The following is a 21,332-nucleotide window of genomic DNA, read 5'->3' as shown; positions in this document are numbered from 1 at the left end:
CATTTGCCAAAGTCAGCGCCCTACGGAATACGGATTACCGACAATCGCCGGCGGACGGCCGGTGTGACGGCCAACCCGCCCTGGTTCATGCCTAGTATGATGCCGCCCAACACCGGCGGCGCGGCCAGACGCACCAGCCGGGCCTGGGGCGCAAATTGGGTGATGGTCTGCCACATCGGTTCAATAAGCATTGGGCCACCTGCAAACATGCTGCCGACCAGCACCACATCAAACGCGCGTTCTGCAAATTCCAACTGGCGAATGACCGCCTTAGCCATCTCGCCCAATTCCACGCCGGCCCAACGGATCAGGTCGGTGGCTACCTGATCTCCCTGGCGGGCAGCCTTGAAGATGAGGGGAGCAGCCTGGGCTTCTATGGGGTAACGGCCGTTGGTATACCCTTCCAGCAAATCGGTCAGATCGTCGGCCCCGGCATATTCGATGAAGATGGGGGACAGGGCTGTCGCCGGGCCGCGCTGCGTCCACTCAAAAGCCACCAACTGCATCGCCCGCCACACCAGTTCCGATGCTCCGGCAAATTCGCCCATCCAGTAGCCGAAGCCAGTCACGCGCCCTTCGCGCTGCCGTTGCTGGTCCCAGCCGCGGCAGTTGCAGCCTGTGCCGGCAACCAGACTGACGCCGGTGCTGTTTTCCGCCCCGGCGAAGAGGGCCAGACTGGCGTCGTTGACCAGGCCGATGGGACAGTCGAGGCCGAGTTTGGCAATAACGGCCGTCATCGCCGGTTTAGCCGACGGCCAATCGTAGCCGGCTATGCCAAAACCTGCGCCGGAAACGGCCGTTTCCGGGATGCTCGCCTGCCCCAACGCTTCCTGCAAAGCCTGCTGGAGGGCGTGCAACATGCCATCATAACCAACCCCTTGCGGGTTGGCGGCTCCGCCCCGGCCAAACCCTACCACCTGCCCCGCCTCGTCGGCGATGGCGATGTGGGTTTTTGTACTGCCCAGGTCAGCCCCCAAATAGTAGCGCATAGCAGTTCCCAATTTCTACTGTATTTGTTCGGTAATCCGTAATCCGAAGGGCGCTGCCTCTGGCAACTGCCAACGAAAAACGGGATACGGCCTTCGGTTTACGGCCGTTAGTTTCGTTGTCGCTTAGGCCCAAAACTGTGGCAAATATGCCCGGTGGGTCTCCAACATATCGTCCAATACGGCCTGCACGCGGTCGGCCGTCGGTCCCAGAGGGTGGGCCAGGATGGCCTGGTAAGCGGCTTCCCGGCTGCCGGAAACGGCCGCTTCCACCGTCAGCAGTTCATACGCCTTCACCTGCGCCAGCAGGCCAAACTGCGCCGGCGGCAGTGGTTGGGCCGGCAGAGGCGTGATCCTGCTGCGTCTGACGACGGCTGGCATTTCTAACACCCAATCGGCCGGCCAACCGGCCACCACCCCGCCATGCGCCAGATTCACCACATGCGTTTCGCCCAGGTCGTTGTAGTGGGCGTTCAAGAGCTGCGTCGCCACCGTGGAATACCACGCGCCGCCTCGTTTCATCAGGTCGGCCGGCGGCGCCTGCAAATCCGGATCAGCGTACTGCGCCAGCAGCCCCTTCTCTACCTCCATCACTTCTTCCGCCCGCGAAGGCGGCCAGTTGGCCTGCTCCTTGAGCTTGTTCGCCGTGCCGTAAAAGTAGTGCAAGTAGTAATTGGGGATCATGCCCAGCGATTCGATCAGGCGCGGCGGCCATTCCGGCTCTGCCTCACCGCGCAGCGCCGTCTGAAGCTGCTGCAACACCTGCGGCCAGACATCTTCACCTTCCAGGGTAAAGCCATGATGCCAGGAAAGATGGTTCAGCCCTAACGTCTTTAGCTCCGCCTGGTTTGGGTCCAAAGAGCGCCCCATCGCCTTTTCCAGGTGGCTCAGAATCATCATCTTCGCCGTGATCGGCACGTTGCAGACGCCGACGCTGGGCGTCTGCGGCGCGTATTGGCTGAGGGCCTGGGTCACCAGCCCGGCCGGGTTGGTGAAGTTCACCAGCATCGCCCCCGGCTGCGCCACCGCCTGCATGTCGCGGGCAATGTCCAGGATAACAGGGATGGTGCGCAGCGCCTTCGCCATGCCGCCAATGCCGGTCGTCTCCTGGCCGATCAGCCCGTGTCGCCGGCCGAGATATTCATCTTCACGGCGCGCTTCCATTTGCCCCACGCGCAGTTGGGTCGTCACATAGGTTGCATCCTTCACCGCCTCTCGCTGGTTGGTCGAGAGGATTACGGTGAAGGGCGCGCCTTTTGCCGCTGCCATCCGTTGGGCGAAGCCGCCCACAATTTCCAGACGGTGCGCGTCAATGTCCATCAGGCACAGTTCTGTTAGTGGGAACTGCGCCACGCGATCCAGAAACCCATTCACCAACTCCGGCGTATACGTCGAGCCGCCGCCAATAACCGTTACTTTCAAAGTCAGCCCTCCTTGTTGGGCGATTTTACAAAGGGTGTATTTTATACTTGAAAAGGCGAAAAGGTGACAAAAATGTCACCATCGGTTGATTTACGGGTTCTGTTGGGGTGATTTCATGGGATGTTCACGACGGCCGCTGCGCGCCCACCTTTTTGTGACCTGTGCTGGAAGTGGTTAAAATAGGGTTCAGACACATTCACTTTACAAGGCGAGCATTCACCGCTCTGGCCCCTCGTCAGGACAATGGGCCAGAGGGGCTGAATGCCCAGGTCGCAAGGAGATAAGCTATGGATCCGTTGGGTTTATTTGTGATGGGGATTTTTATTATTCTCGTCGCGGTGGCAGCGATTGTTCCCAGTGTGCAGCGCAAGCGAGAAGAACAGAAAACAGAGGGATGAATTTGTAGAACGATTTTCCAAATCGTTCTCTGGGCGAGTTGGAAAATCGTTCTACAATCGCAGCAAAAGACTTTTCTGGCTGGCTGTGCAGCTAAAAACCCATAGCCCGGCCGATCAAATCTTTCATGATTTCGGTGGAACCGCCGCCGATGGTTTGCCAGCGCATTTCGGTGTAGAGCCAGGCGATGGGGTACTCTTTCATATAGCCATAGCCCCCGTGTAACTGCAAACATTGGTCAATAACCCGTTTGTTTAGCTCGGTGGTCCACCATTTGGCCATGGCGGCGTCTACGGCCGTTAGCTCCCCAGCATTGTGGGCCAGCACACAGCGGTCCAAAAACACCCAGGCAATCTCCAACTCCGTCTTCATCTCCGCCAGCTTGAAGCGGCTGTTTTGGAACTTGCCGATGGGCCGGCCAAAGGCGGTGCGTTCCTGGCAGTAGCGGGCGGTCAGGTCCAGGGCGGCCTGGGCCTGGGCGACGGCCGCCGCCGCAATAGAGAGCCGTTCCTGGGGCAAATTTTGCACCAGGTAGATGAAGCCCGCGCCCTCTTCACCCAGCCGATTGGTCACCGGTACGCGCACGTCCTGGAAAAACAGCTCGGCCGTGTCTTGCGCGTGCCAGCCCATTTTGTCCAGGTTGCGGCCGCGGGTATAGCCGGCCATGTCGCGTTCCACAACCAGCAGTGTCAGGCCGGCGTGGCGGCTGGTAGGGTCTGTCTTGGCGGCGACGATGACCAGATCGTTGAGGATGCCGTTGGTGATGAAGGTTTTTTGGCCGTTGAGCAGGTAATGGTCGCCGTGGGGCACGGCCGTTGTCTGAATGCCGGCCAGGTCACTGCCGGCGTTGGGTTCAGTCATGGCGATGGCGGTGATGGTTTCGCCGCGCACCATGCCCGGCAGCCAGCGCTGTTTTTGTTCCTCGTTGGCATAATTCAACAAGTAGGGCGCAACAACGTCGGTTTGCAGCGAAAAACCGGGTCCGGTTGCCAGCGCGGCCATGAACTCTTCGGTCAGGATCAGGTTGTAGCGGAAGTCTGGTTCGCTAAGACCACCGTAGGCTTCCGGCACGGCCATGCACAGAAAACCAGCGTCGCCAGCCTTGCGCCAGATGTCGCGGGGGACCTGTCCGGCGGTTTCCCAATCGGCGTGGTAGGGTGTTACTTCCTGGGCGATAAACTGCCGCACCGCCTGCCGAAACATCGTGTGTTCGCCGTTAAATAGTTCGCGTTTCATGGTTCCTCTTTGGTTGTTAGTGTTCGGTGTCCGGTCGCTGCCAACGAACATAATGTGCGACTTTGCCACCTTGTCAGACCGTCACCTTGCCAGCCTGTCAGACACAGCCCTCGCAAACTCTGTCATCGCCGCCAGGTGTTTCTGCGGGGTGTCGAATCCCAGGGACATGGTATTGAGGCTCAGGTGGGTGGCGCCGGCGGCCTGCCAATCGGCGATGATGGGCTGCCATAGGTCGGCACGGCCGTTGCCGTAGGACAGGCGGGCTTCAATGCCGAGGGAGGATGGGGCACGGCCGTTGGCTTGCAGGTAGCCGGCCAATGTATCCAGCGCCGACCGGGCGTCTGCGGCCGTGCGGTAGTTGGGGAACCAGCCATCGCCTAAACGGGCGATGCGCTCTAACACGGCATCGGCGTGGCCGCCAAACCAGAGAGGGATGGGGCGCTGCACCGGCAGGGGATTGATGCCGGCGTCGGGGATGTCGTGCCAGCGTCCTTTGTATGTGACCAGTTCTTGGGTCCACAGACGGCGCAGTACATCTACTTGCTCTTCTATGCGCCCCCCGCGTGTGTGGAAGTCTTGGTTCATGGCGGTGAATTCGACCTTGTTCCAGCCATTGCCAATGCCCAAACGGAAACGGCCGTTGCTCAGCACATCCAGTTCCGCCGCCTGTTTAGCCACCAACACCGTTTCTCGCTGCGGCAAAATGAGGATGCCGGTGACAAATTCCAGGTGATTGGTGAGGGCAGCCATGTAGCTGAACAGCAAAAATGGCTCATGGAAGCTGTTTTGGTAGGTGTAGGGTCCCTGCCAGCCGCCGGGCCGATCTGGATTTGCGCCCAGGATGTGGTCGTAAGCCAGGACGTGGTTATAGCCCAGCGCTTCGGCCATCTGGGCATACTCGCGGATAGCACTCGGATCGCTGCCAAACTCTAGTTGCGGAAAGACGACGCCGATTTTCATGTGGTTTAACTCCTTGAGAAGAGATAGAGGGGTGGGGCTTGTCCCCGCGCCGGAGGGTGGCGATGAGGGTACGTCCCTACAGCGCCATCACCGGCAGCCAGATGATAAATGTGCTTCCCTGCCCGGCGACGGAAGGGAGCAACTCGATTTCCCCCTGCTGGAGGGTGATGATTTCTTTGGCAATCGCCAATCCCAGGCCGGTTCCGGGCGCGCCGGAAGCGCGGCCGACCTGGCCGCGGAAAAAGCGGCTGAAAACGAGCGTTTGCTCTTCCGACGGAATACCAGGGCCGGTGTCCTGAATGCTTAGACCCACCCACGACCGATGGGCCTGTTGGCGTGTATGGCCGCGCAGCGTGATTTGCCCACCGGCGGGTGTGTAGTTGAGGGCGTTGGTGAGCAGGATTCCTATGACCTGACCCAAGAGACGGCCGTCCGCTTTGGCCGTCGGTATCTGGGTGTCGCCAATCCACCGCAGCGTTAAGCCGAGGCTTTCGGCCTGAGACAGCCGGTCTTGCACGTAATCTTGAGCCAGGTCCATGAGGTTGACGGCCGTTAAATTGACTTCCACCCGCCCCTGGTCCAGACGCGACAGGCGCAGCAGGGATTCGATGATGATGTTCAGCCGCTCAATCTCCCGTTCCTGACGCTCCAGATAAATATCTTGTTTGACAGGGTTGAGTTTGATGAGGTCGTGGTGCAATTTCAGGTTGGCGATGGGCGTGCGTAGTTCGTGTGAGACATTGGAGACAAAATCATCTTTCAGGCGTTCGATTTCTTTGTAGGCGCTAATGTCGTGCAGACTGCATACAACGGCCGTGATCTTTGTATGCTCAAAAACGGGCGCCAGGGCGGCGGTTACTTCAACCTGGCGGCCATCTTTGCGCCGGGCGATGATCTCCAGGCGCTGTGGTTGGCCGGTTTCCAGGGTCTTTTGGCAGATGTCTCTGAACGGGGCCGCCGCCGCATCCGCCGCCAGGGAGAAGGGCTGCCTACCCAAGACTTCTTCAGAGCGATAGTTGAACAAGGTTTCAAAGGCCCGATTGACACGCTCGATGGTATAGTCGGTACTGAGCAGCAAGATGGCGTCCGGGCTGTTGTTGAGAATGGCCTGTACCTCGTCGGTGGTGCGCTGCAATTCAGACGTGCGGTTGGCGACGGCCTGCTCCAGCCGGGCGGTGTAACCTTCCATTTCATGGTACAGGTGGGCGTTGCGCAGCGCGATGGAGGCGTGGTCGGCAAAGGCAGCGACCAGAGCGATTTCTTCGGCGGAAAACGGCCGTTTCTCGTTGCGGTCAATCGTAATCATGCCCAGAACCGTCTCATCCACGACCAGGGGCACGCCCAACCAGGAGATGACACCGTTGGCCTGATACCCTTTGGCTTGGGCCACAAAGGCCGGGTAGCTGATGCGAATATCCTCAACGGCCAGCGGCGCCAGAGTACGAAAGGCGTGCGCATTGGGCAAATTGGCTGTAATCGGAAAGTTCATATTGATCAAGGCATGGTCGTCAGAGAACCCTTTGGCCGCGCGAATAACCAGTTGGTCGCCTTCCTTTTGCTGCACCGAGGCGCTGTCATAGGGAATGGCGACGCGCAGTTGTTCCAAGATACGCGCCAGCACAACGTCTAAAGAAAGGGAAGAGTTTAGGATGGCCGCCGCCTGACGCAGCGTTTCCGCTGCGGCGCGCTGCTGAAGGGCGTCCATTTCGGCCTTTTGCCGTTCTTGTAATTCGTATTGGCGTTGGGCCAGGAGGCGGGCGTTGGCTAAAGCGATGGCTGCTTGTTGGGCAAAGGCTTCCCAGAAGCGTTCGTCATCTGATGTAAAGGCGGGAATCTGGTTGAGATACGCCTGGATAAAGCCGCTGATTTCGGCCCCAACTTTTAGAGGCAGCAGCAGCGCCGCCTGGGGCGGTTGTGGATTTGGCGGCCACAGGTTTGGCAGGGGCAGGGCGGCGGCGACGGCCGTTTCTCCCCGAATCAACTGCACAAATTCCTGGTAAACGGACTGGCCGTGCCGCATTTCGTCTTGACTGCCCAGCATGGCGAGGGGCACGGGGGTATGGTCTAACGGCCGTCCGTTTTGCCGGGCATGAACACAAATTAGCTCCCTGTTGGTCGGGTCAAGGCGGTACAACAGCAAGAAAGAGCAGTCATAAACGGCCGTAATCACTTCATCAATGGCCTGATAAATCATAGGGAAATTAAGCGACTGCCCCAGGCGTTTGCTGGCTTCATACAAAAGGGTGATTTCTCGATTAAGTTTTTGTTGGGTCATGGCTGCTTGTTTTCGTTCGGTGATGTCGCGGGCTATATGGATACTGCCATAAACCTGGTTGTTTCGGCTGAGAATGCGGCCGCGCACTTCGAGCCAAAAGAGACGGCCGTCTGGCCCAGGGACTTTCACTTCGGCAAAATCCACCGATTTGTTGTGGCTTATCTCATCCAACGTCGCGGCAATGCGCGCCTTGTCTTCCACTTCTAAAAAATCCATGGGTTGTTTGCCAATAATGCTAGACTTCTCCAAACCCATGTCGTGGCATACTTTTTTGTTGACGTTGCTAAAACGGCCGTTCTCATCCAACGAAAAGATCCAATCATCCACGTCCTCGAGATAGCTGTTAAAAAGATGCGCGTCCAAGATGCTTTTTTTAGCCAAGGTGGGCTGCTCCCGTCAAAAATTTGGTCATTGCCGCGTTTGTCGGTGATGAATCAGGTAAATCGGCTGGCCCATTTCGTTTGACTGTCGATCATAACTACCTCATTCTATACCAGAAATATAGCCATGTGAAAATGAGAGGCAAGTCATGGGAGCATCTCCTGGACTACGGCCGTCAACATCTCTTGCCCAATCTGCTCGACGGCCGTTAAGTCGCTGCTGTTTTCCAGGACCACAACCACGGCGTAAGCCGGGTTTGCGGCCGGGGCCAGACCCAGATACCAGGCATTGGTGCTGCCATCTGGCCCGGACAAGACCAGCACGCTGAACGACGCGCCGGTCGGGCCAGTGGGCAGCGTCTGGCGCAGGCGGCGGGCAATTTCCGAGGGAACGGCCGTTTCTCTTGTTGGTTCTGCCGGCGGTTCTGCCAGCCAATTTCCGTTCTCATCCTGTATGTCGCTGACAATCTGCAAGGCGGGTAAACGGCCGTCGCCCGCCAGCCCTGCCCAGGCCACGGCCACTTGCAGCGGCGTCACCACCAACGTGTCTTGCCCGATTAAAGCCAGGGTGGTGCTGCTGATGGGCGTGGACACGGCCGTTTCGGTATTCAACGGCAGCTGCGGCCGTTCTGTCAGGCCAAACGCGCTCAATGCCGCCGCCACGTCGGCCTGATCCACCCGCTCTACCAGGTCCAACATCGGGCCGGGGCAGCGATGGTACAGCACATCGGCCCAGGTGGATGGATCGGGCGGCGGCGTGGCGCAGTAAGTCGCCACCCCGTTCACCATCACCGGCCGGTTGGTGTGGGCCACCGGCTCGTTTAGATCAATAATCCCCTGTTCCAGCGCCACCGCCAGGATAAACGGCTGCGTGACCAGCCCTGGTTGGTACTGCCCCTGGGTCGCCCGGTTCAGCAGCGGCGCTTGCTTGTCGGCTGCCAGCGTTTCAAACGCTTTGTCCAGGTCATTGGCGTCGTAGCCGGGGTGGCTGGCAAGGGCCAAAATCTGGGCCGGGTCACTCCCGCCATCGCCTAATTGCAGCAGCAGCAGCGCCCCGGTCTGGTCGCCCAACAGGCTGTCGGCCTGTGCCTGGAGGGTGGCGTCCAGCGTCAGACGCAGATCGCCGCCGATTTGTGGTTGATGCAGCAGCTCGCGGCTTTGCGCCTGCCAGGGGTCGCTGCTTTCGCCGCGTAAATAGGCGTCGTAACCTTCTTCGACGCCGGCCGTGCCGTAGCGAAAACTGTAATAACCCACCGCCGGGCCGGCCGTTGGCAAGGCGTACAGGCGGGTGAAAAAGCCGTTGGTGCGCTGCGATTCAGCCAGCAGCGTGTCGTGGCGGTCATAGATGCGGCCGCGCTGAATACGCAGTTCGGCTTCCACACGGCGCGGGTTGTCGGCGCGGGCCAAAATGGCCGGCGCCCGCGCAATGCTCCAAAACGCCAGGGAGATGGCAACGGCCGTAAACGCCAGCAAGATGGCGCGCACCAGGTAATGGATGTGAGTCGAAGAGGGGTCAGTTTTCATCAACGCCGGACATGTAAAGCAGCAGGCCCATCATCGCACTGTTGACCAGCAGCGAACTGCCGCCATAACTGATGAGCGGCAGAGTAACGCCGGTGAGCGGCAGCAGTTTGGTGACGCCGCCCATGATCAGAAACGCCTGGGCGCTGATGAGGATGGTGATACCGGCGGCCAGATAGCGGCGGAACGGCCGTTTTGCCAACAGCGCCAATCGCATCCCCCGGTAGGCCAGCAGCACAAACACCAGCACAATGCTCAGGCTGCCGATAAGGCCCCATTCTTCGGCGATGGCCGCGAATACAAAATCAGAATGGACCACCGGGATGTACACCGGATAGCCCTGCCCTACGCCCTGGCCTAAAATGCCGCCAGCGGCCAGGGCGTACAATGATTGCACAATCTGGAAGGCGCGGTTATCGGCGTCGGGCCAGGGGTTCCACCATGCTTCCACCCGCAAAGCCACCAGGTCGAAGGCGAAATAGGCGAAGACCCCGGCCAGCAGCAGCAGCCCACCGCCGGCCAGCACAAAACGGCCGTCGCCCGTCGCCAGATACAACAGCCCCAGAAAGACAATAAAAAACAGCGTTGCCGCGCCCAAATCGCGCTGCCACACCAGCAGCACAATGCAAAAACCCCACATCAGCAGCAGCGGCGCCAGATAAGATAACATATCGGCCCAACCTCTTTCGCGGCTGGCGGCCAACAGCGCTTCGCGTTCATCAAAATAGCTGGCTAAATAGACGATCAACAGCAGCTTCAGCAGTTCCGACGGTTGGAAGTACACCTGGCCAATGAAGGGGATGGGCAGCCACAACGCCGCGCCATAGCCCGAGGGGTTGACGCCAAACAGCAGCGTGGCGGCCAGCAGCAGCAGCCCGCCGGTTAACCAGGTGTACCGATAGCGCCGCAGCAGGCGCAAATTGCGCGGCAAAATAGCCACAGCCAGCAGGACAGCCGTGCCCAAAACCAGCCACATCACCTGCCGCGCCAAAAAGTTCACCGCCAGCCGGTCAATCAGCACCAACCCCCAGCCGGTTAGCAGAGCAATGAGCGGCAGCAGGAAGGGGTCGCGGCGGGGTTTGAAGTAGTGCAGGCTGAAGTGGGCTGCGCCCATTAACAGCAGCCACACCCCCGGCGCCCAGAGATGCTGCCAGCGCAGCCGCCCATCCAGCGCCAGACTGAGGGCCAGGGCGTTGAGCCAGACAAAGGCGGCAACCAGCAGGAGCAGGACAGCCTGACGACGGCCGTTTTGTTCTTGCGCTTCTTCCAGGGCAAAAAGTTGCATACGGCCGTCAGCTTGCCGTCTGGTCCAGGTACCGGCCGATCAGCGGGGCCAACGTGGCTTTGGTCTGCGCCGGAATCAGGCTGCGGTCGGTGATGAGCGCGTCGCGCAGCCCGGAATGGGCCGCAAATTCGCCGACCCACTCGCCCATGTGGCTGACAAGATAGCGCAAAGCCTGCTGCGCTATCTCGGTGTTATGGCGCAGGACGCGGATCACCTGTTCCACTGTTACCGGCGCTTCACTGTCGTGCCACACGTCATAATCGGTGATATGGGCCATGCAGGCGTAGGCCATCTCCGCTTCGGCCGCCAGGAAGGCTTCCGGGCTGGTGGTCATGCCGATGATGTCCATGCCCCATTGGCGATAAACGTTGGATTCGGCCCGCGTGCTAAAGCGCGGTCCTTCGACGGTGACAAACGCGCCGCCGTTGTGGACGGTGCCGCCGCAGGCCCGCACGGCCTGCTCCACCGCCGCGCTCAATTCGGGCGAAAACGGCCGTGCCAGGCTGATGTGGGCCACCAATCCACCGAAAAAGAAGCTGCTCTCGCGCTTGCGGGTGTTGTCGTAAATCTGGTCGGGGATAACCACGTGGCCCGGGGCATAATCTTCGCGCAGCGACCCACAGGCGCTGACGGCTACCACGTAACGCACGCCCAATGTTTTCAGGGCGTAGATGTTGGCGCGATAAGGCACTTCGCTGGGGTTCAGGATGTGGCCACGGCCGTGGCGTGGCAGGAAGAGTAGGCGACGGCCGTATAAACTGCCCAATATCAACTTGTCCGAAGGTTTGCCAAAAGGAGTATCAATCTCCACTTCTTCCACATTTGTCAGGTCTGGCATGTTATACAGACCACTGCCGCCGATGACGGCCAATTCGATGTTTGTCACGTGTTGTCTCCTGTGAACATGGGAGCGCGGACGTCCCGTCCGCCCCGGCAGGCGAAACGCCTGCCCCCCAGGGCTTTCACTCGCGGCGCGCCTGGGCCAAAGCCGCTTCCAGGCTGCTGATCTTTTCCACAGTAACTTGTTTCATCTGTTTGATAAGCTGCTGCTGTTTGGCAATCGTTTGCTGCGCCTGCTGCCATTGCAGCTCGCGCTCGATTAACAGAGATTGCATTTCGGCCAAACGCTGCCCCTGATGGGCCGTCTCCTGAAGGTGATGCTGTAAATCCGCTTCACTTGCCTCCAACTGCATCTGTTTTTGGCGTAGATTTTCTTTTGTCAGGCGCAGTTCGCCTTGCTCCTGGCCGCGTTGGTCTTGCATCTGCTGCCACAGGCGTTCCAATTCTTGCTGCTGCTGCGCCAATTGCGCCGCCTGCTGTTCGGCCAGTTGTTGGCTTTTCTTTAAGGCGGCCTGGCTGGTTTCCAGATTGGCCTGATGCCACAACATTTGTTCCTGGTAGCTGTCTGCTTTTTCGGCGACGGCCGTCAATTGTGCTTTCAGGTCATCTAGCTGCTCTGAGGAGAATAGTTTGGTCGGCTGCTGCCGAATTCTTTCCAATTCGTCCTGCGCCGCTGTCCAGGCGCTTTCCAATTCCGCGTATTGGCGGCGCAGCTGCGCCATATCCTCTTCTTGCTTGAAGAACTTGGTCTTTGCCATTTCCATTTGTTTCATCAAAATGGCGTTGCGGTTTTGCAGCGGTTCCAGTTCCTCCTTTAGTTGGGCATTGAGGCTGGTCAATGAGCGAATCGTTTCATCGCTGTCTGCCAGCAGCGTTCTGCTGGCCTCGGTTTCGTTTTCAAGCTGTTTTTGCAGCTCTTCCAGGCGAATCTGGGCATGAACCCACTCATCTTCGATCTGTTTACGCTGGTCACGCAGCAGATTGTTGAGATCTTTGCTCTGCTCCAACTGCTGCCGGACGGTGGCAAGCTCCACTTCTAATTCTGCGGCCCGCTTTTCGGTGGTTTCGGCCAGTTCTTGCCAACGCTGGAGGGCGTCTTCCTGGTCGGAGCTGTGTACCAGGCTGGCCTGGAGGGCGGTTTCGATGTTGTGAACCCGGCCGGTGAGGGTGTCTACGTGCTGTAAGGCTTCGTGTAGATGGGTATCTACACCAACTTTGGCCAGGGTAAGTTCTTTGAGCAGGGCTTCTTTGGCGGCGTAGGCTTCGCGCAGTTCCTCTAATTCTTGATTGGTGTGAGCCAGTGTTTCTTGGGCCAGGGCCAATTCTCTGCCCTGGCGTTCTAGCTGGGTGTCGCGTTGTTGTAGTTGGCTGCTTTTGTCTTGGGCCTGCTGCTGCCAGGTGGTCAGTTCGGCGCGGGTGGTTTTTAACTCTTCGCGGGTGATGGTGAGTTGATTGGTGGCTTCGCCGGCGATTTCGGCCAGGCGTTGGTCGAAGGTTTCTTCTAGTTCGGTGCGGGCGGCCAGGGCGACGGCCGTTTCCATTTGCAGCCAGCGCCGGGCATCCAGGTCGGCGTTGTCGCGCAGGCGGTGGTGTTCGGGCTTTAAGCCGTTTGGCGCGGCTTTGGCGTCGTCTGGCAGCGGATCTATGGGGGAGTGACGGCCGTTCAATAGCTGGTAGGCCGCGTCGTCTAGCGTGTGGACCCAACCGCGAATCAGGCCGCCTTGTTCCACGTGCAGCCGCGTGGCGTAAATGTCGCCCCAAATCTGGCCCTCGGCTTGCACCGTCACTTCCGGGCTAACGGCCGTGCCCGACAACAATCCGGCCACAATCAACTGCGGCGCAAAGACATTGCCCACCACGGTCGCCGTGGCGGCGATAGCCACCGGCTGCGTTTCATGGATATTACCAACCTGGTAGCCAGAGATCTCGCGCCACGCCTGCTTACGCCGCAAAAAAGAAAAACGTTTGGGATTAGATGCTTTTACGCTGCCGCTTGCCATGGTCGTTTATACAGGTTATTGAACTTGATACCTGAATTCGTACCAATTATAACCGCTCGCGCCTAAAGAGGAACCTAAAAAGGCGTGATTTTCTCATTCTGTCAGCAGCGCGGCTAGCAGCCTGTCGGAGAACTCAGGATAGGTACACGGATTGAACGGATTCGACGGATTTTTACGGATAAATCACCAGAAAATCGGTGTAAATCCGTTAAATCCGTGTCATCCGTGTATCCCTTTCTACTTTTCCGACAACCTGCTAGATAAAAGCAAACGTGTAATGGTCAAGATGGCGCGGGATGGTATTTGCCGCAGCGAACGGCATCTTCTCGTGCCATCTCGCCCGATAAACGCCTGTGCCCGGCAAAGAAGAGGCTGAGATAGGCGAGGGCGAGGCATTGGTGATTGACAAAGATGTCTCCCGCCTGTCTCGCCCCTCTTTGGGTCCCATTGGGCGGGACGGCGCGGGAAAAGGGTCCGCTGCGGCTGTTACCTTTCCGCGCCGTCCCGCCCCTACGATAACACCAGGGCAAATTGAGAATTGCTGTAGTCCTGGTCGTCATCTTGTTCTGTCTGGCTAACTCTGCTAAACTGCGGGCACATGAAAAATTGGGATCGCCAAAAACTTTATCTGGGTTGGCTGTGGCTGCTGCTGCTTTTGCTGCCGGCTGTTGGTTCCGCGGCTTTGGCTCCAGCGGCCACGTATCCTGGCGCGCTGCGCATTGTGGGGCCGCTGCAATTGGAGCTAAAGGTGACGCCGCCCATTGGCACGCCTGGCGATACTCTCGTGTTGGAACTTTCGCTCGTCAATCTTGATCAGGTCACTTATCAGCCGGAAGTGAGCCTGCAGCTGCCTCTGGGATTGCGCCTGAATGTGGCAAATTTACCACCGGGGGCGACGGTTAATTTGCAGGCGAATCGCCTCACCTGGGTCCCTGTTGTTTCAGCAAACGGCGGGACGCAGCAGTTTGCGCTGCCGCTGCGGGTGGAAACGGCCGATATTCTCCGCCCGGAACAGACGATAACGGCCGTTCTCAAGTTCAACAATCAGGTGCAAGAAGCGGCCACGACGCTGTGGATTGGCATTCCGCCTTACGTTAGCAGCGTCAACCTGCCGGGCCAGGTTTCGCTGGGACTGCCCATCCAACTGCGCGCCGAGCTGAATGGACCCGGCCCGATTAGCCAATCCTGGCAGTTGGGTGACGGCCGTCGTGTAGATGTCAATGACCCGGTGGTGGTGTACCCGGCGGCCGGAGTTTATGATGTCACTCTGACGGCCAGCAACGCGATTGGCGCGGCAACGGCCGTGCGCCGCATCACCATCGTCCCCCATCCCACTGCCCAATTTAAAGTAGAAGATGATACGCCCGGCGTGGGGCAGCCTGTCCGCTTCGTCAACGAAAGCGGCGGACAAACGCCGATCACCTACCGCTGGGATTTTGGCGATGGCGCGACATCGGCCGATGCCCAACCTGCCCATGTGTATACGTCGCCGGGTGTCTATCAGGTGCGCTTAAGCATTGAAAATGCCTTTGGCCGCTCCGAAGCGTTGTGGCCGCTGACGGTTGGTCTGCCGCCGGCCGCCGATATGGCCTTGGACGAGTTTGCCAGCAGCGGGCAGCCGGTGCGCGCTCTGGGTCTTGGCGACGATACGGTGACGGCTTTCCGCTGGGATATGGGCGACGGCCGTACCCACGAAGGGGCGCAAATCAGCCATATCTACGCCTTGCCCGGTAACTATTACATCACCATGACCGCTTCCAACCAATTTGGCGACGCCCAGGTGAGCCGCTGGCTGGCTGTGGAACCGGGCATCATGGCCGTTTACCTGCCGGCCATTATGACACTAGACAGCGAAGCCATCGTCCCCGGCGCATCGTTGGATCCGCTTGGCGTTGTCCTGGAACCGGTAGACTTGGAAGCGCCTTTTGTGATGGCCCCTCTGGACCTGCCGGCCACCACCAGTCCGGCCGAGCAGTTGTTTGTCTACATCAACGAGGCGCGCCGCCAGTTTGATTTGCCGCCGCTGCAATACGTTTACGAGCTGACTGTTGCCGCTCAACAGCACGCCGAAGATATGGTTGCCTACCGTTACACCGGTCACACCGGTTCCGATGGCTCGACGCCGGCGGAGCGCCTGTTGTGGCACGGCTATTCCCGCGCGTATGCCGGCGAGGCGACGGCCTGGGGCTTTGAACAGGCGTATCAGGCGGTGGAATTTTGGGTCAACAGCCCCGGCCACCGGGCCATCATTCTTAATAAATACGCGACTGAAGTGGGCGTTGCCTTTACAGCCAATTTTAGCGCCCCAATGTCTGGTATTGGACGGCCGAATTTGGCGCGTATGGCGCGCCCGAAGCGCCCGCGCTGCGGGTGCGCGGGCCGCTGTCTGGTGCGTCGGCATTGAACTCCGAAGTGGTGGATTTTGCCTGGAACTGGCCGCTGCCGCTGGCCGACGGGCAGCAGTTTACGCTGTATTTGTTGGGTGACAGTCAGGCAATCCCGATGGGTTCGGCAGCGCAGCCGGCGGCGGGCACGCTGTACCGTGTGCGCACGGCGGTGATGGACGTGTCCCCGGCCGTTGGCTCTTTTGAGTGGCAGGTGCGGTTGGAAGACGGCCGTCAGAACACCCTGTTGTGGAGCGAACCCCGTTCCCTGGAAATTGTCGCCGATCCGGATCTGCCCACCCCGACGCCTGTTGTCACACCCACCCTGGCAGCTACCGCCACGCCGACCCCCACCCCGACGCCCACCAGCACCCCCACGCCCAATTATCCTACGCCCACCCCGCGCCCCACTGACGTTGCACCACCTATCATCGTCACCGCCCCTTCGCCTTAGGAATAGTTTTCAGTGTTCAGTGCGCTTTCCCCAGAGGTAATGCCGACTGAATACTGGTTACTGAACACTGCTTACTCATGAGGCAACTGCCGTATGCACACGACATTGATTGACATTGAAACCTTGCAAGCCCACCTGGGAGATGAGACCTGGGTGGTTGTAGACTGCCGGTTTAGTCTGGCCGAGCCGGCGGCGGGGCGGCGGGCTTACCTGGCGGCGCACATCCCCGGTGCGATGTATGCCCACCTGGACGAAGATTTGAGCAACCCGGCGGTGACCGATCACGGCCGTCACCCGCTCCCCCCGCCAGATGTCTTGCTGAGTCGTTTTAGCCAGATGGGCATTGGCCCACACACGCAAGTGGTGGCCTACGACGACGTCAATGGCATGATTGCGGCGCGCTTGTGGTGGATGCTGCGCTATATGGGGCATACGGCCGTTGCCGTGTTAGATGGTGGCTGGCCGCTGTGGTCGGCTGCCGGGCTGCCTACACGGTCTGGCGAGGAAAAACGGGACACGGCCGTTTTCCAGGGTCAGCCGCGCCAGGAGTGGTTGGTGCAGGTGGAGCAGGTTTCATCTTTGCCGCTGCTGGTGGATTCTCGTGACGCGGCCCGCTATCGGGGTGAACTGGAGACGATAGACCCGGTTGCCGGGCGCATCCCCGGCGCGGTGAATTATTATTACCAGGCGAATTGGACGACTGACGGCCGTTATCTGCCCCCGTCTGCCTTACGCGCTCAATTGATGGCCTTGTTGGGCGACACGCCGCCAGAACAGACCACGTTTTACTGTGGTTCCGGGGTGTCGGCCTGTGTCAATCTATTGGCGTTGGCGCACAGCGAGCTGGGAGACGGCCGTCTGTATGCCGGTTCCTGGAGCGAATGGTGCCGCGACCCGGAGCGGCCAGTGGAGAGTGGCTGACAGTAGGCAGTGTTCAGGGTTTGGCAGTTTTCTTAGCGGCGTTCAAAGACGGCGCCGACTAACAGTGGTGTTAATTTCTCCGGCCACAATGTTTTGTCATTGTAGCGCGCCCCCTTCAAGTCAGCACTCGTCATGATCGTTTCGCGCAAATCTGCCCCGCGCAAATCGGCAAAGTGCAAATTGGCCTCAGACAAATCAGCCTCTACCAGCACGGCTCCTTGCAAGTTGGCGCTGCCCAGATACGCCTTTTGCAAAGACGCTCCCGTCAGATTTGCTTCGCGCAAATCTGCCCGGTATAAATTCGCCTCCTGTAACCCGGCGCCGTCGAGCAAAGCGCCTTTCAGGCTGGCGCTGTCGAATTTGGCCCCTTTTAGTTTGGCGTTGGACAAGGTCACGCCATCCAGCTTTGTCTCATTCAAATTGGCCCCCTCCAGTTGAATATCCGCCAGGTCGCCCAGGCCGCGCAAATCCAGCCCGGCAAGCGTGACGTGTTTTGAGCCAACGACGGCCACCGTGTCTTCAATCATTTGTCGTGTAATTGGGTCCATATCACTTCCTGACGACCAAAACTTGGCGGCAAAACCACCCCATAGAGTCATGGCGTTTCGCCTTTATTCCCGGTTTTTGAAGTGGCGCGTCTGCTCGCCGTTCTGCACAGCTTCATCGTCAATGCGCTAATATAGGCGCGAAATCTTGTTTGTCAAGCGCCGTAGGGCCTGATATAATCCCGCCACTTCGCCACCCTAGCTCAATGGCAGAGCAATCGCTTCGTAAGCGATAGGTTAAGGGTTCAAGTCCCTTGGGTGGCTTTCTAATTTCTACGTACCCTGGCGCGTTGGTTCCGGGGTATTTTTTTGTCTGCTGCAAGGTAGAGGAGGTAAGAATGGGTGACTTTTTGCCGGTCGTGTTTGGCGTCGCCGGAGGCACGGCTTCCGGCAAAACAACGGTGGCCCGCACCATTCTGGAATCGGTGGGTGCTGAAAAGGTAGCCTATTTCCCTCACGATGCTTACTACCGCGATAATCCCCATCTGTCTTTTGAGCAGCGCTCGCAGCAAAACTACGATCACCCCAATTCATTGGAGAACAGTTTGTTGGTGCAGCACATCCAACAAATTTTGGCCGGGCAGCCGGTGGCGGTGCCAGTCTACGATTTTACGCTGCACCGGCGTAAAAAGGAGACGGTTTTGGTGGAGCCGTGCCCAATCATATTGATTGAGGGGATTTTAATTTTTACCCGGCGCAAACTGCGTGATTTGATGGATATAAAAATTTACGTGGATACAGACGCCGACATTCGCTTTATCCGCCGCCTGGAGCGCGATATGAACGAGCGCAACCGGTCGCTGGATTCGGTGGTGGCCCAATATGAGGCGACGGTTCGCCCCATGCACCTGAAGTTTGTTGAGCCGAGTAAACGATACGCCGATGTGATTATCCCGAATGGCGGCCGTAATCAGGTGGCGATGGAGATGGTTGTGTCGCGGCTGCGGGAATTGTTGAATATGCGCCTGGTCCGCTGATTGCTGCTGTTACCGGCGACGCAGTATGCCAAACAGGGAAAACAGCCCAACCAGCAAGGCCACCCCGATGAACAGCGCACCCATGCCCACCAGTAGATAGCTGCCAAAATTAGCGCCAGGCTCTAAAACGGCCGTCATCGGGTCATCCGGGTCATAATACACCGTCACCCGTTGGCCCACCGGGTATCTGGCGACAATGCCTTCGGCGTGGCGGCTGCTGCCGCCATATTGCCCAAAGCTCACATTGTCTGAACTGTGCCGCCGGTCGGCCGCCGTATATTGGTAGGTAACGTCGGCAAAATAGGACGTGCCATCGTCATCGCGGTCTTCGCGCACGGTCGCAGAGATGATTGTGCCATCGGCCGTCGGCCAATCCTGGCTCGCCTGCGCCTTTTGCAATACATTCAATCCCCAAATAAAAAGCCCTATCCCCACCGCGATAAAGATGCCCACAAACAATATCGTGCCCAAACAGCCCATACCCGTATTGCGTCCACTCATCTGATGTCATCTCCATACTAACGAACAAATACCCATGCTGAGGGCCAAAGGGCAGCCCACAGCGTCAACCGGCAATCGTCACTGTCTATTTTACGCGCCGTACTCCACACCGTATAATAGCGGCTTCCGGTAAGCTGTGTAAAGGAACCTGTTTGGCGCTCTCATTTCGCAGGGGAAAGAGCTTGGTGAATTGAACACAAAAGTGTATCTTTGTTGTAGACACAAAAGGAGATACCTTTGGCATACATTCCGAATCGTGGTGATAGTGTATGGATAACTTTCAATCCACAAGCTAGACATGAGCAAGCATGGCGAAGACCAGCGTTGGTTTTGTCTCCGGCAGCTTATAACGGCAAGGTCGGTTTGGCGATTTTATGTCCGATTACGAGTCAAATCAAAAATTATCCCTTTGAAGTATTAATACCGGAGGGTTTGAAAATTGGTGGCGCGATTTTGTCAGACCAGATAAAACTGATTGACTGACAAAACTTATCTAACCGCGGAGAACGCAGAGAGCGCGGAGGCTGTACCAGAGAAAATCTCCGCGTCCTCCGCGCTCTCTGCGGTGAAAATCTGAGATTTGTCAGTCAACCAGCCAGATAGAAAGTCTTGATTGGAAAGCTCGACAAGCAGAGTTTGTGTGTAAGCTGCCATCTTCCACCCTCAATGAAGTTTTGCAGAAACTTGGCACTTTGATAGGTCAATAAAAACGGCAGGTTAGTTGCATAAAAGGGAAACGGCCGTCTTTCGTTAAAATCATGAGCAACTGCCAACGCCTAAATCGGCCAAGTCATGGGCAGTCGTTTTGAGCAAGGGCGTTGGAAATTGTTGCTCAGAAAGGCAAAGAGGCCTGACAACCCATTCAGGTGGCGTTATGCAGAAGTATCTAGTGTGGTTGTTCTTAAGCCTATGGGTTCTGTTGGTGGCGTGCAGTGCACTGCCGGCGTCAACCCCATCACCGCTGCCTCTGGCAACCGTGCCAGAGCAGACGGCCGTTCCTCAACCCACCCTTTCCCCCACAGCCGCGCCTACCTTGCGGCCAACGCGCACACCATCAGCCACGCCATCAGCCACAGCAACGCCATCAGCCACCCCCACCCTGGAACCTACGGCCGTGCCAACAGGGGTATCAGACGCAGCAGTTTTCCTGACAAACCTTACCTGGCAGTGGGTGGCCTTCCTCGACCCGGCCGCCGGTCCGCAAGAAATAGCCGAGCCGGCCCGCTATGCGCTGCGCCTGGAAGCCGACGGCCGTGTTCTCATCCAGGCCGACTGCCACACCATCGGTGGAACTTACAGCCTGACGGCCGGGGGCATTGTCATTTCGCCTGACCCTCTCACGGAGGCCGATTGCCCGGCCGATTCCCTGGCCGGGCAATTTGTGCAGCGCCTCAGCGGGGCGGTCCTCTGGTTCATGGCTGGCGACGATTTGCTGTTTGACCTGGCAGCCGACAGCGGCGGAATGCGTTTTCGCCGCGCCGACCCATCGGCTGCCACTGATTTTGAGCAGAATCAGGTTGTTGCCGAAGAAGATACGGCCGTCATAGAAGGCGGCGCGATTCGTTTGCAGGTGCAGGGCGTGGCCCATTCGTTCGCCTGGCGAGCGATTCAGGCCGGACCGTTGGTCCCTGCCCATATCCTGGTGACGTTTGACGGCGAAAATTCGGAAGAAGTGGTGGCGAACAACGGCCGTCGCTTATACATTTTTCCCGCGCAAGAGTACCAGGACCTGGTCGGTATTGCCGCCGCCAGCGAGGTGTCCCGGCTGCAAGGGCTGATTCAAGCCGCCGACGGCCGCAGCGATCCACCCCCCAGCCTCATGCCGCTGCTGCCGCCCCCCTTCCGCCTGATGGATCGATGGGTCCAGTTTGCCGACCTCGACTTTACCCAGGGCGCGGGCGTGCGCTATGTCGCCGACACGCCCAACCGTCAGGCTATAGGCCCCTGGACCAACGAGACGACGGCTTATTATTACCAGGGTTTAAGCAATGACGGCCGTTTTTACGTGTCGCTCATCTGGCCGGTACGCACCGACGCCCTGCCCGACACCTTCGAGAAGGCCACCGACGATGTCAAAGCGCAGTCTACCAACGCCGCCACTTACGACGCCTACCTGCGCGACACCCAAGATCTGTTGAACAGTTTACCCCCCTCCGCCTGGAAACTAGACCTGCGCAAACTTGATGCGCTGATTGCGTCCTTAGCGCTTCAGTAATCGTCAATCCCCAATCCCCAATCCTTCGGCAAGC

The 21,332-nt window shown here is 58.6% G+C and carries 17 protein-coding genes and 1 tRNA gene; 7 read left to right on the top strand and 11 right to left on the bottom strand.

Features of this window, described 5'->3' with window-relative positions; all coding sequences use genetic code 11:
* Nucleotides 1-20 precede the first annotated feature (20 nt).
* The 9 genes from IPM39_23260 to IPM39_23220 form a co-directional block, all read right to left on the bottom strand.
* On the bottom strand, nucleotides 21-989 hold the full coding sequence (locus IPM39_23260; protein MBK8988953.1) for an ATPase: 969 nt from the start codon (nucleotides 987-989) through the stop codon (nucleotides 21-23).
* 123 nt (nucleotides 990-1,112) lie between these two features.
* The gene (locus IPM39_23255) at nucleotides 1,113-2,408 is read right to left on the bottom strand and encodes a 6-phospho-beta-glucosidase (protein MBK8988952.1); all 1,296 of its coding nucleotides are present in this window, start codon (nucleotides 2,406-2,408) and stop codon (nucleotides 1,113-1,115) included.
* Nucleotides 2,409-2,897: 489 nt separating this feature from the next.
* Nucleotides 2,898-4,040, bottom strand: coding sequence for an acyl-CoA dehydrogenase family protein (locus tag IPM39_23250; protein ID MBK8988951.1), 1,143 nt, complete (start codon nucleotides 4,038-4,040; stop codon nucleotides 2,898-2,900).
* Between the two features lie 81 nt (nucleotides 4,041-4,121).
* The gene (locus IPM39_23245) at nucleotides 4,122-5,000 is read right to left on the bottom strand and encodes an LLM class F420-dependent oxidoreductase (GenBank protein ID MBK8988950.1); all 879 of its coding nucleotides are present in this window, start codon (nucleotides 4,998-5,000) and stop codon (nucleotides 4,122-4,124) included.
* A 76-nt stretch (nucleotides 5,001-5,076) separates the two neighbouring features.
* Nucleotides 5,077-7,656, bottom strand: coding sequence for a PAS domain S-box protein (locus IPM39_23240; protein ID MBK8988949.1), 2,580 nt, complete (start codon nucleotides 7,654-7,656; stop codon nucleotides 5,077-5,079).
* A gap of 146 nt (nucleotides 7,657-7,802) precedes the next feature.
* Nucleotides 7,803-9,179, bottom strand: coding sequence for a hypothetical protein (locus tag IPM39_23235; GenBank protein ID MBK8988948.1), 1,377 nt, complete (start codon nucleotides 9,177-9,179; stop codon nucleotides 7,803-7,805).
* Nucleotides 9,169-10,461: an FtsW/RodA/SpoVE family cell cycle protein gene (locus IPM39_23230; protein MBK8988947.1), complete on the bottom strand. Its 1,293-nt coding sequence runs from the start codon at nucleotides 10,459-10,461 to the stop codon at nucleotides 9,169-9,171. The genes IPM39_23235 and IPM39_23230 overlap by 11 nt, the downstream gene beginning before the upstream one ends.
* 7 nt (nucleotides 10,462-10,468) lie before the next feature.
* Entirely contained in the window at nucleotides 10,469-11,347 is an 879-nt protein-coding gene (gene mtnP / locus IPM39_23225) for an S-methyl-5'-thioadenosine phosphorylase (protein ID MBK8988946.1), read from the bottom strand.
* 76 nt (nucleotides 11,348-11,423) lie between these two features.
* Nucleotides 11,424-13,301, bottom strand: a complete 1,878-nt coding sequence (locus IPM39_23220) for a polymer-forming cytoskeletal protein (protein ID MBK8988945.1) — start codon at nucleotides 13,299-13,301, stop codon at nucleotides 11,424-11,426.
* A 598-nt stretch (nucleotides 13,302-13,899) separates the two neighbouring features.
* On the opposite strand from IPM39_23220, the gene IPM39_23215 reads away from it, so the two are divergent.
* The 3 genes from IPM39_23215 (at nucleotide 13,900) to IPM39_23205 (ending at nucleotide 17,060) form a co-directional block, all read left to right on the top strand.
* Nucleotides 13,900-15,705 (top strand): PKD domain-containing protein, encoded by a 1,806-nt coding sequence (locus IPM39_23215; GenBank protein ID MBK8988944.1) that lies wholly within the window; start codon nucleotides 13,900-13,902, stop codon nucleotides 15,703-15,705.
* Nucleotides 15,702-16,139 carry a hypothetical protein gene (locus IPM39_23210; GenBank protein ID MBK8988943.1) on the top strand — a complete coding sequence of 146 codons (438 nt, stop codon included), beginning with the start codon at nucleotides 15,702-15,704 and terminating at the stop codon, nucleotides 16,137-16,139. The genes IPM39_23215 and IPM39_23210 overlap by 4 nt, the downstream gene beginning before the upstream one ends.
* 93 nt (nucleotides 16,140-16,232) lie before the next feature.
* Complete coding sequence (locus tag IPM39_23205; GenBank protein ID MBK8988942.1) at nucleotides 16,233-17,060, top strand: sulfurtransferase; 828 nt, start codon at nucleotides 16,233-16,235, stop codon at nucleotides 17,058-17,060.
* Nucleotides 17,061-17,092: 32 nt separating this feature from the next.
* Here the strand turns inward: IPM39_23205 and IPM39_23200 are convergent, their stop codons facing one another.
* Nucleotides 17,093-17,608: a pentapeptide repeat-containing protein gene (locus IPM39_23200; protein ID MBK8988941.1), complete on the bottom strand. Its 516-nt coding sequence runs from the start codon at nucleotides 17,606-17,608 to the stop codon at nucleotides 17,093-17,095.
* 189 nt (nucleotides 17,609-17,797) lie between these two features.
* Between IPM39_23200 and IPM39_23195 the strand changes: the two genes are divergently transcribed.
* Both IPM39_23195 and udk read left to right on the top strand, forming a co-directional pair.
* Nucleotides 17,798-17,869: transfer RNA gene (locus tag IPM39_23195), tRNA-Thr, on the top strand.
* Nucleotides 17,870-17,943: 74 nt separating this feature from the next.
* Entirely contained in the window at nucleotides 17,944-18,582 is a 639-nt protein-coding gene (gene udk, locus IPM39_23190) for a uridine kinase (protein ID MBK8988940.1), read from the top strand.
* Nucleotides 18,583-18,591: 9 nt separating this feature from the next.
* Here udk and IPM39_23185 read toward each other — a convergent pair whose 3' ends face one another.
* Nucleotides 18,592-19,083, bottom strand: coding sequence for a DUF3592 domain-containing protein (locus IPM39_23185; GenBank protein MBK8988939.1), 492 nt, complete (start codon nucleotides 19,081-19,083; stop codon nucleotides 18,592-18,594).
* A 237-nt stretch (nucleotides 19,084-19,320) separates the two neighbouring features.
* Between IPM39_23185 and IPM39_23180 the strand changes: the two genes are divergently transcribed.
* Together IPM39_23180 and IPM39_23175 are read left to right on the top strand one after the other, a co-directional pair.
* Nucleotides 19,321-19,566 (top strand): type II toxin-antitoxin system PemK/MazF family toxin, encoded by a 246-nt coding sequence (locus IPM39_23180; GenBank protein ID MBK8988938.1) that lies wholly within the window; start codon nucleotides 19,321-19,323, stop codon nucleotides 19,564-19,566.
* A gap of 391 nt (nucleotides 19,567-19,957) precedes the next feature.
* Nucleotides 19,958-21,298, top strand: a complete 1,341-nt coding sequence (locus IPM39_23175; GenBank protein MBK8988937.1) for an META domain-containing protein — start codon at nucleotides 19,958-19,960, stop codon at nucleotides 21,296-21,298.
* Nucleotides 21,299-21,332 lie beyond the last annotated feature (34 nt).

Source organism: Candidatus Leptovillus gracilis, from assembly GCA_016716065.1.
In the GTDB taxonomy this organism is placed as follows: Bacteria; Chloroflexota; Anaerolineae; order Promineifilales; family Promineifilaceae; genus Leptovillus; species Leptovillus gracilis.
The sequence above is the reverse complement of the archived record's forward strand: the minus strand, read 5'-3'. Positions and strand labels throughout refer to the sequence as shown.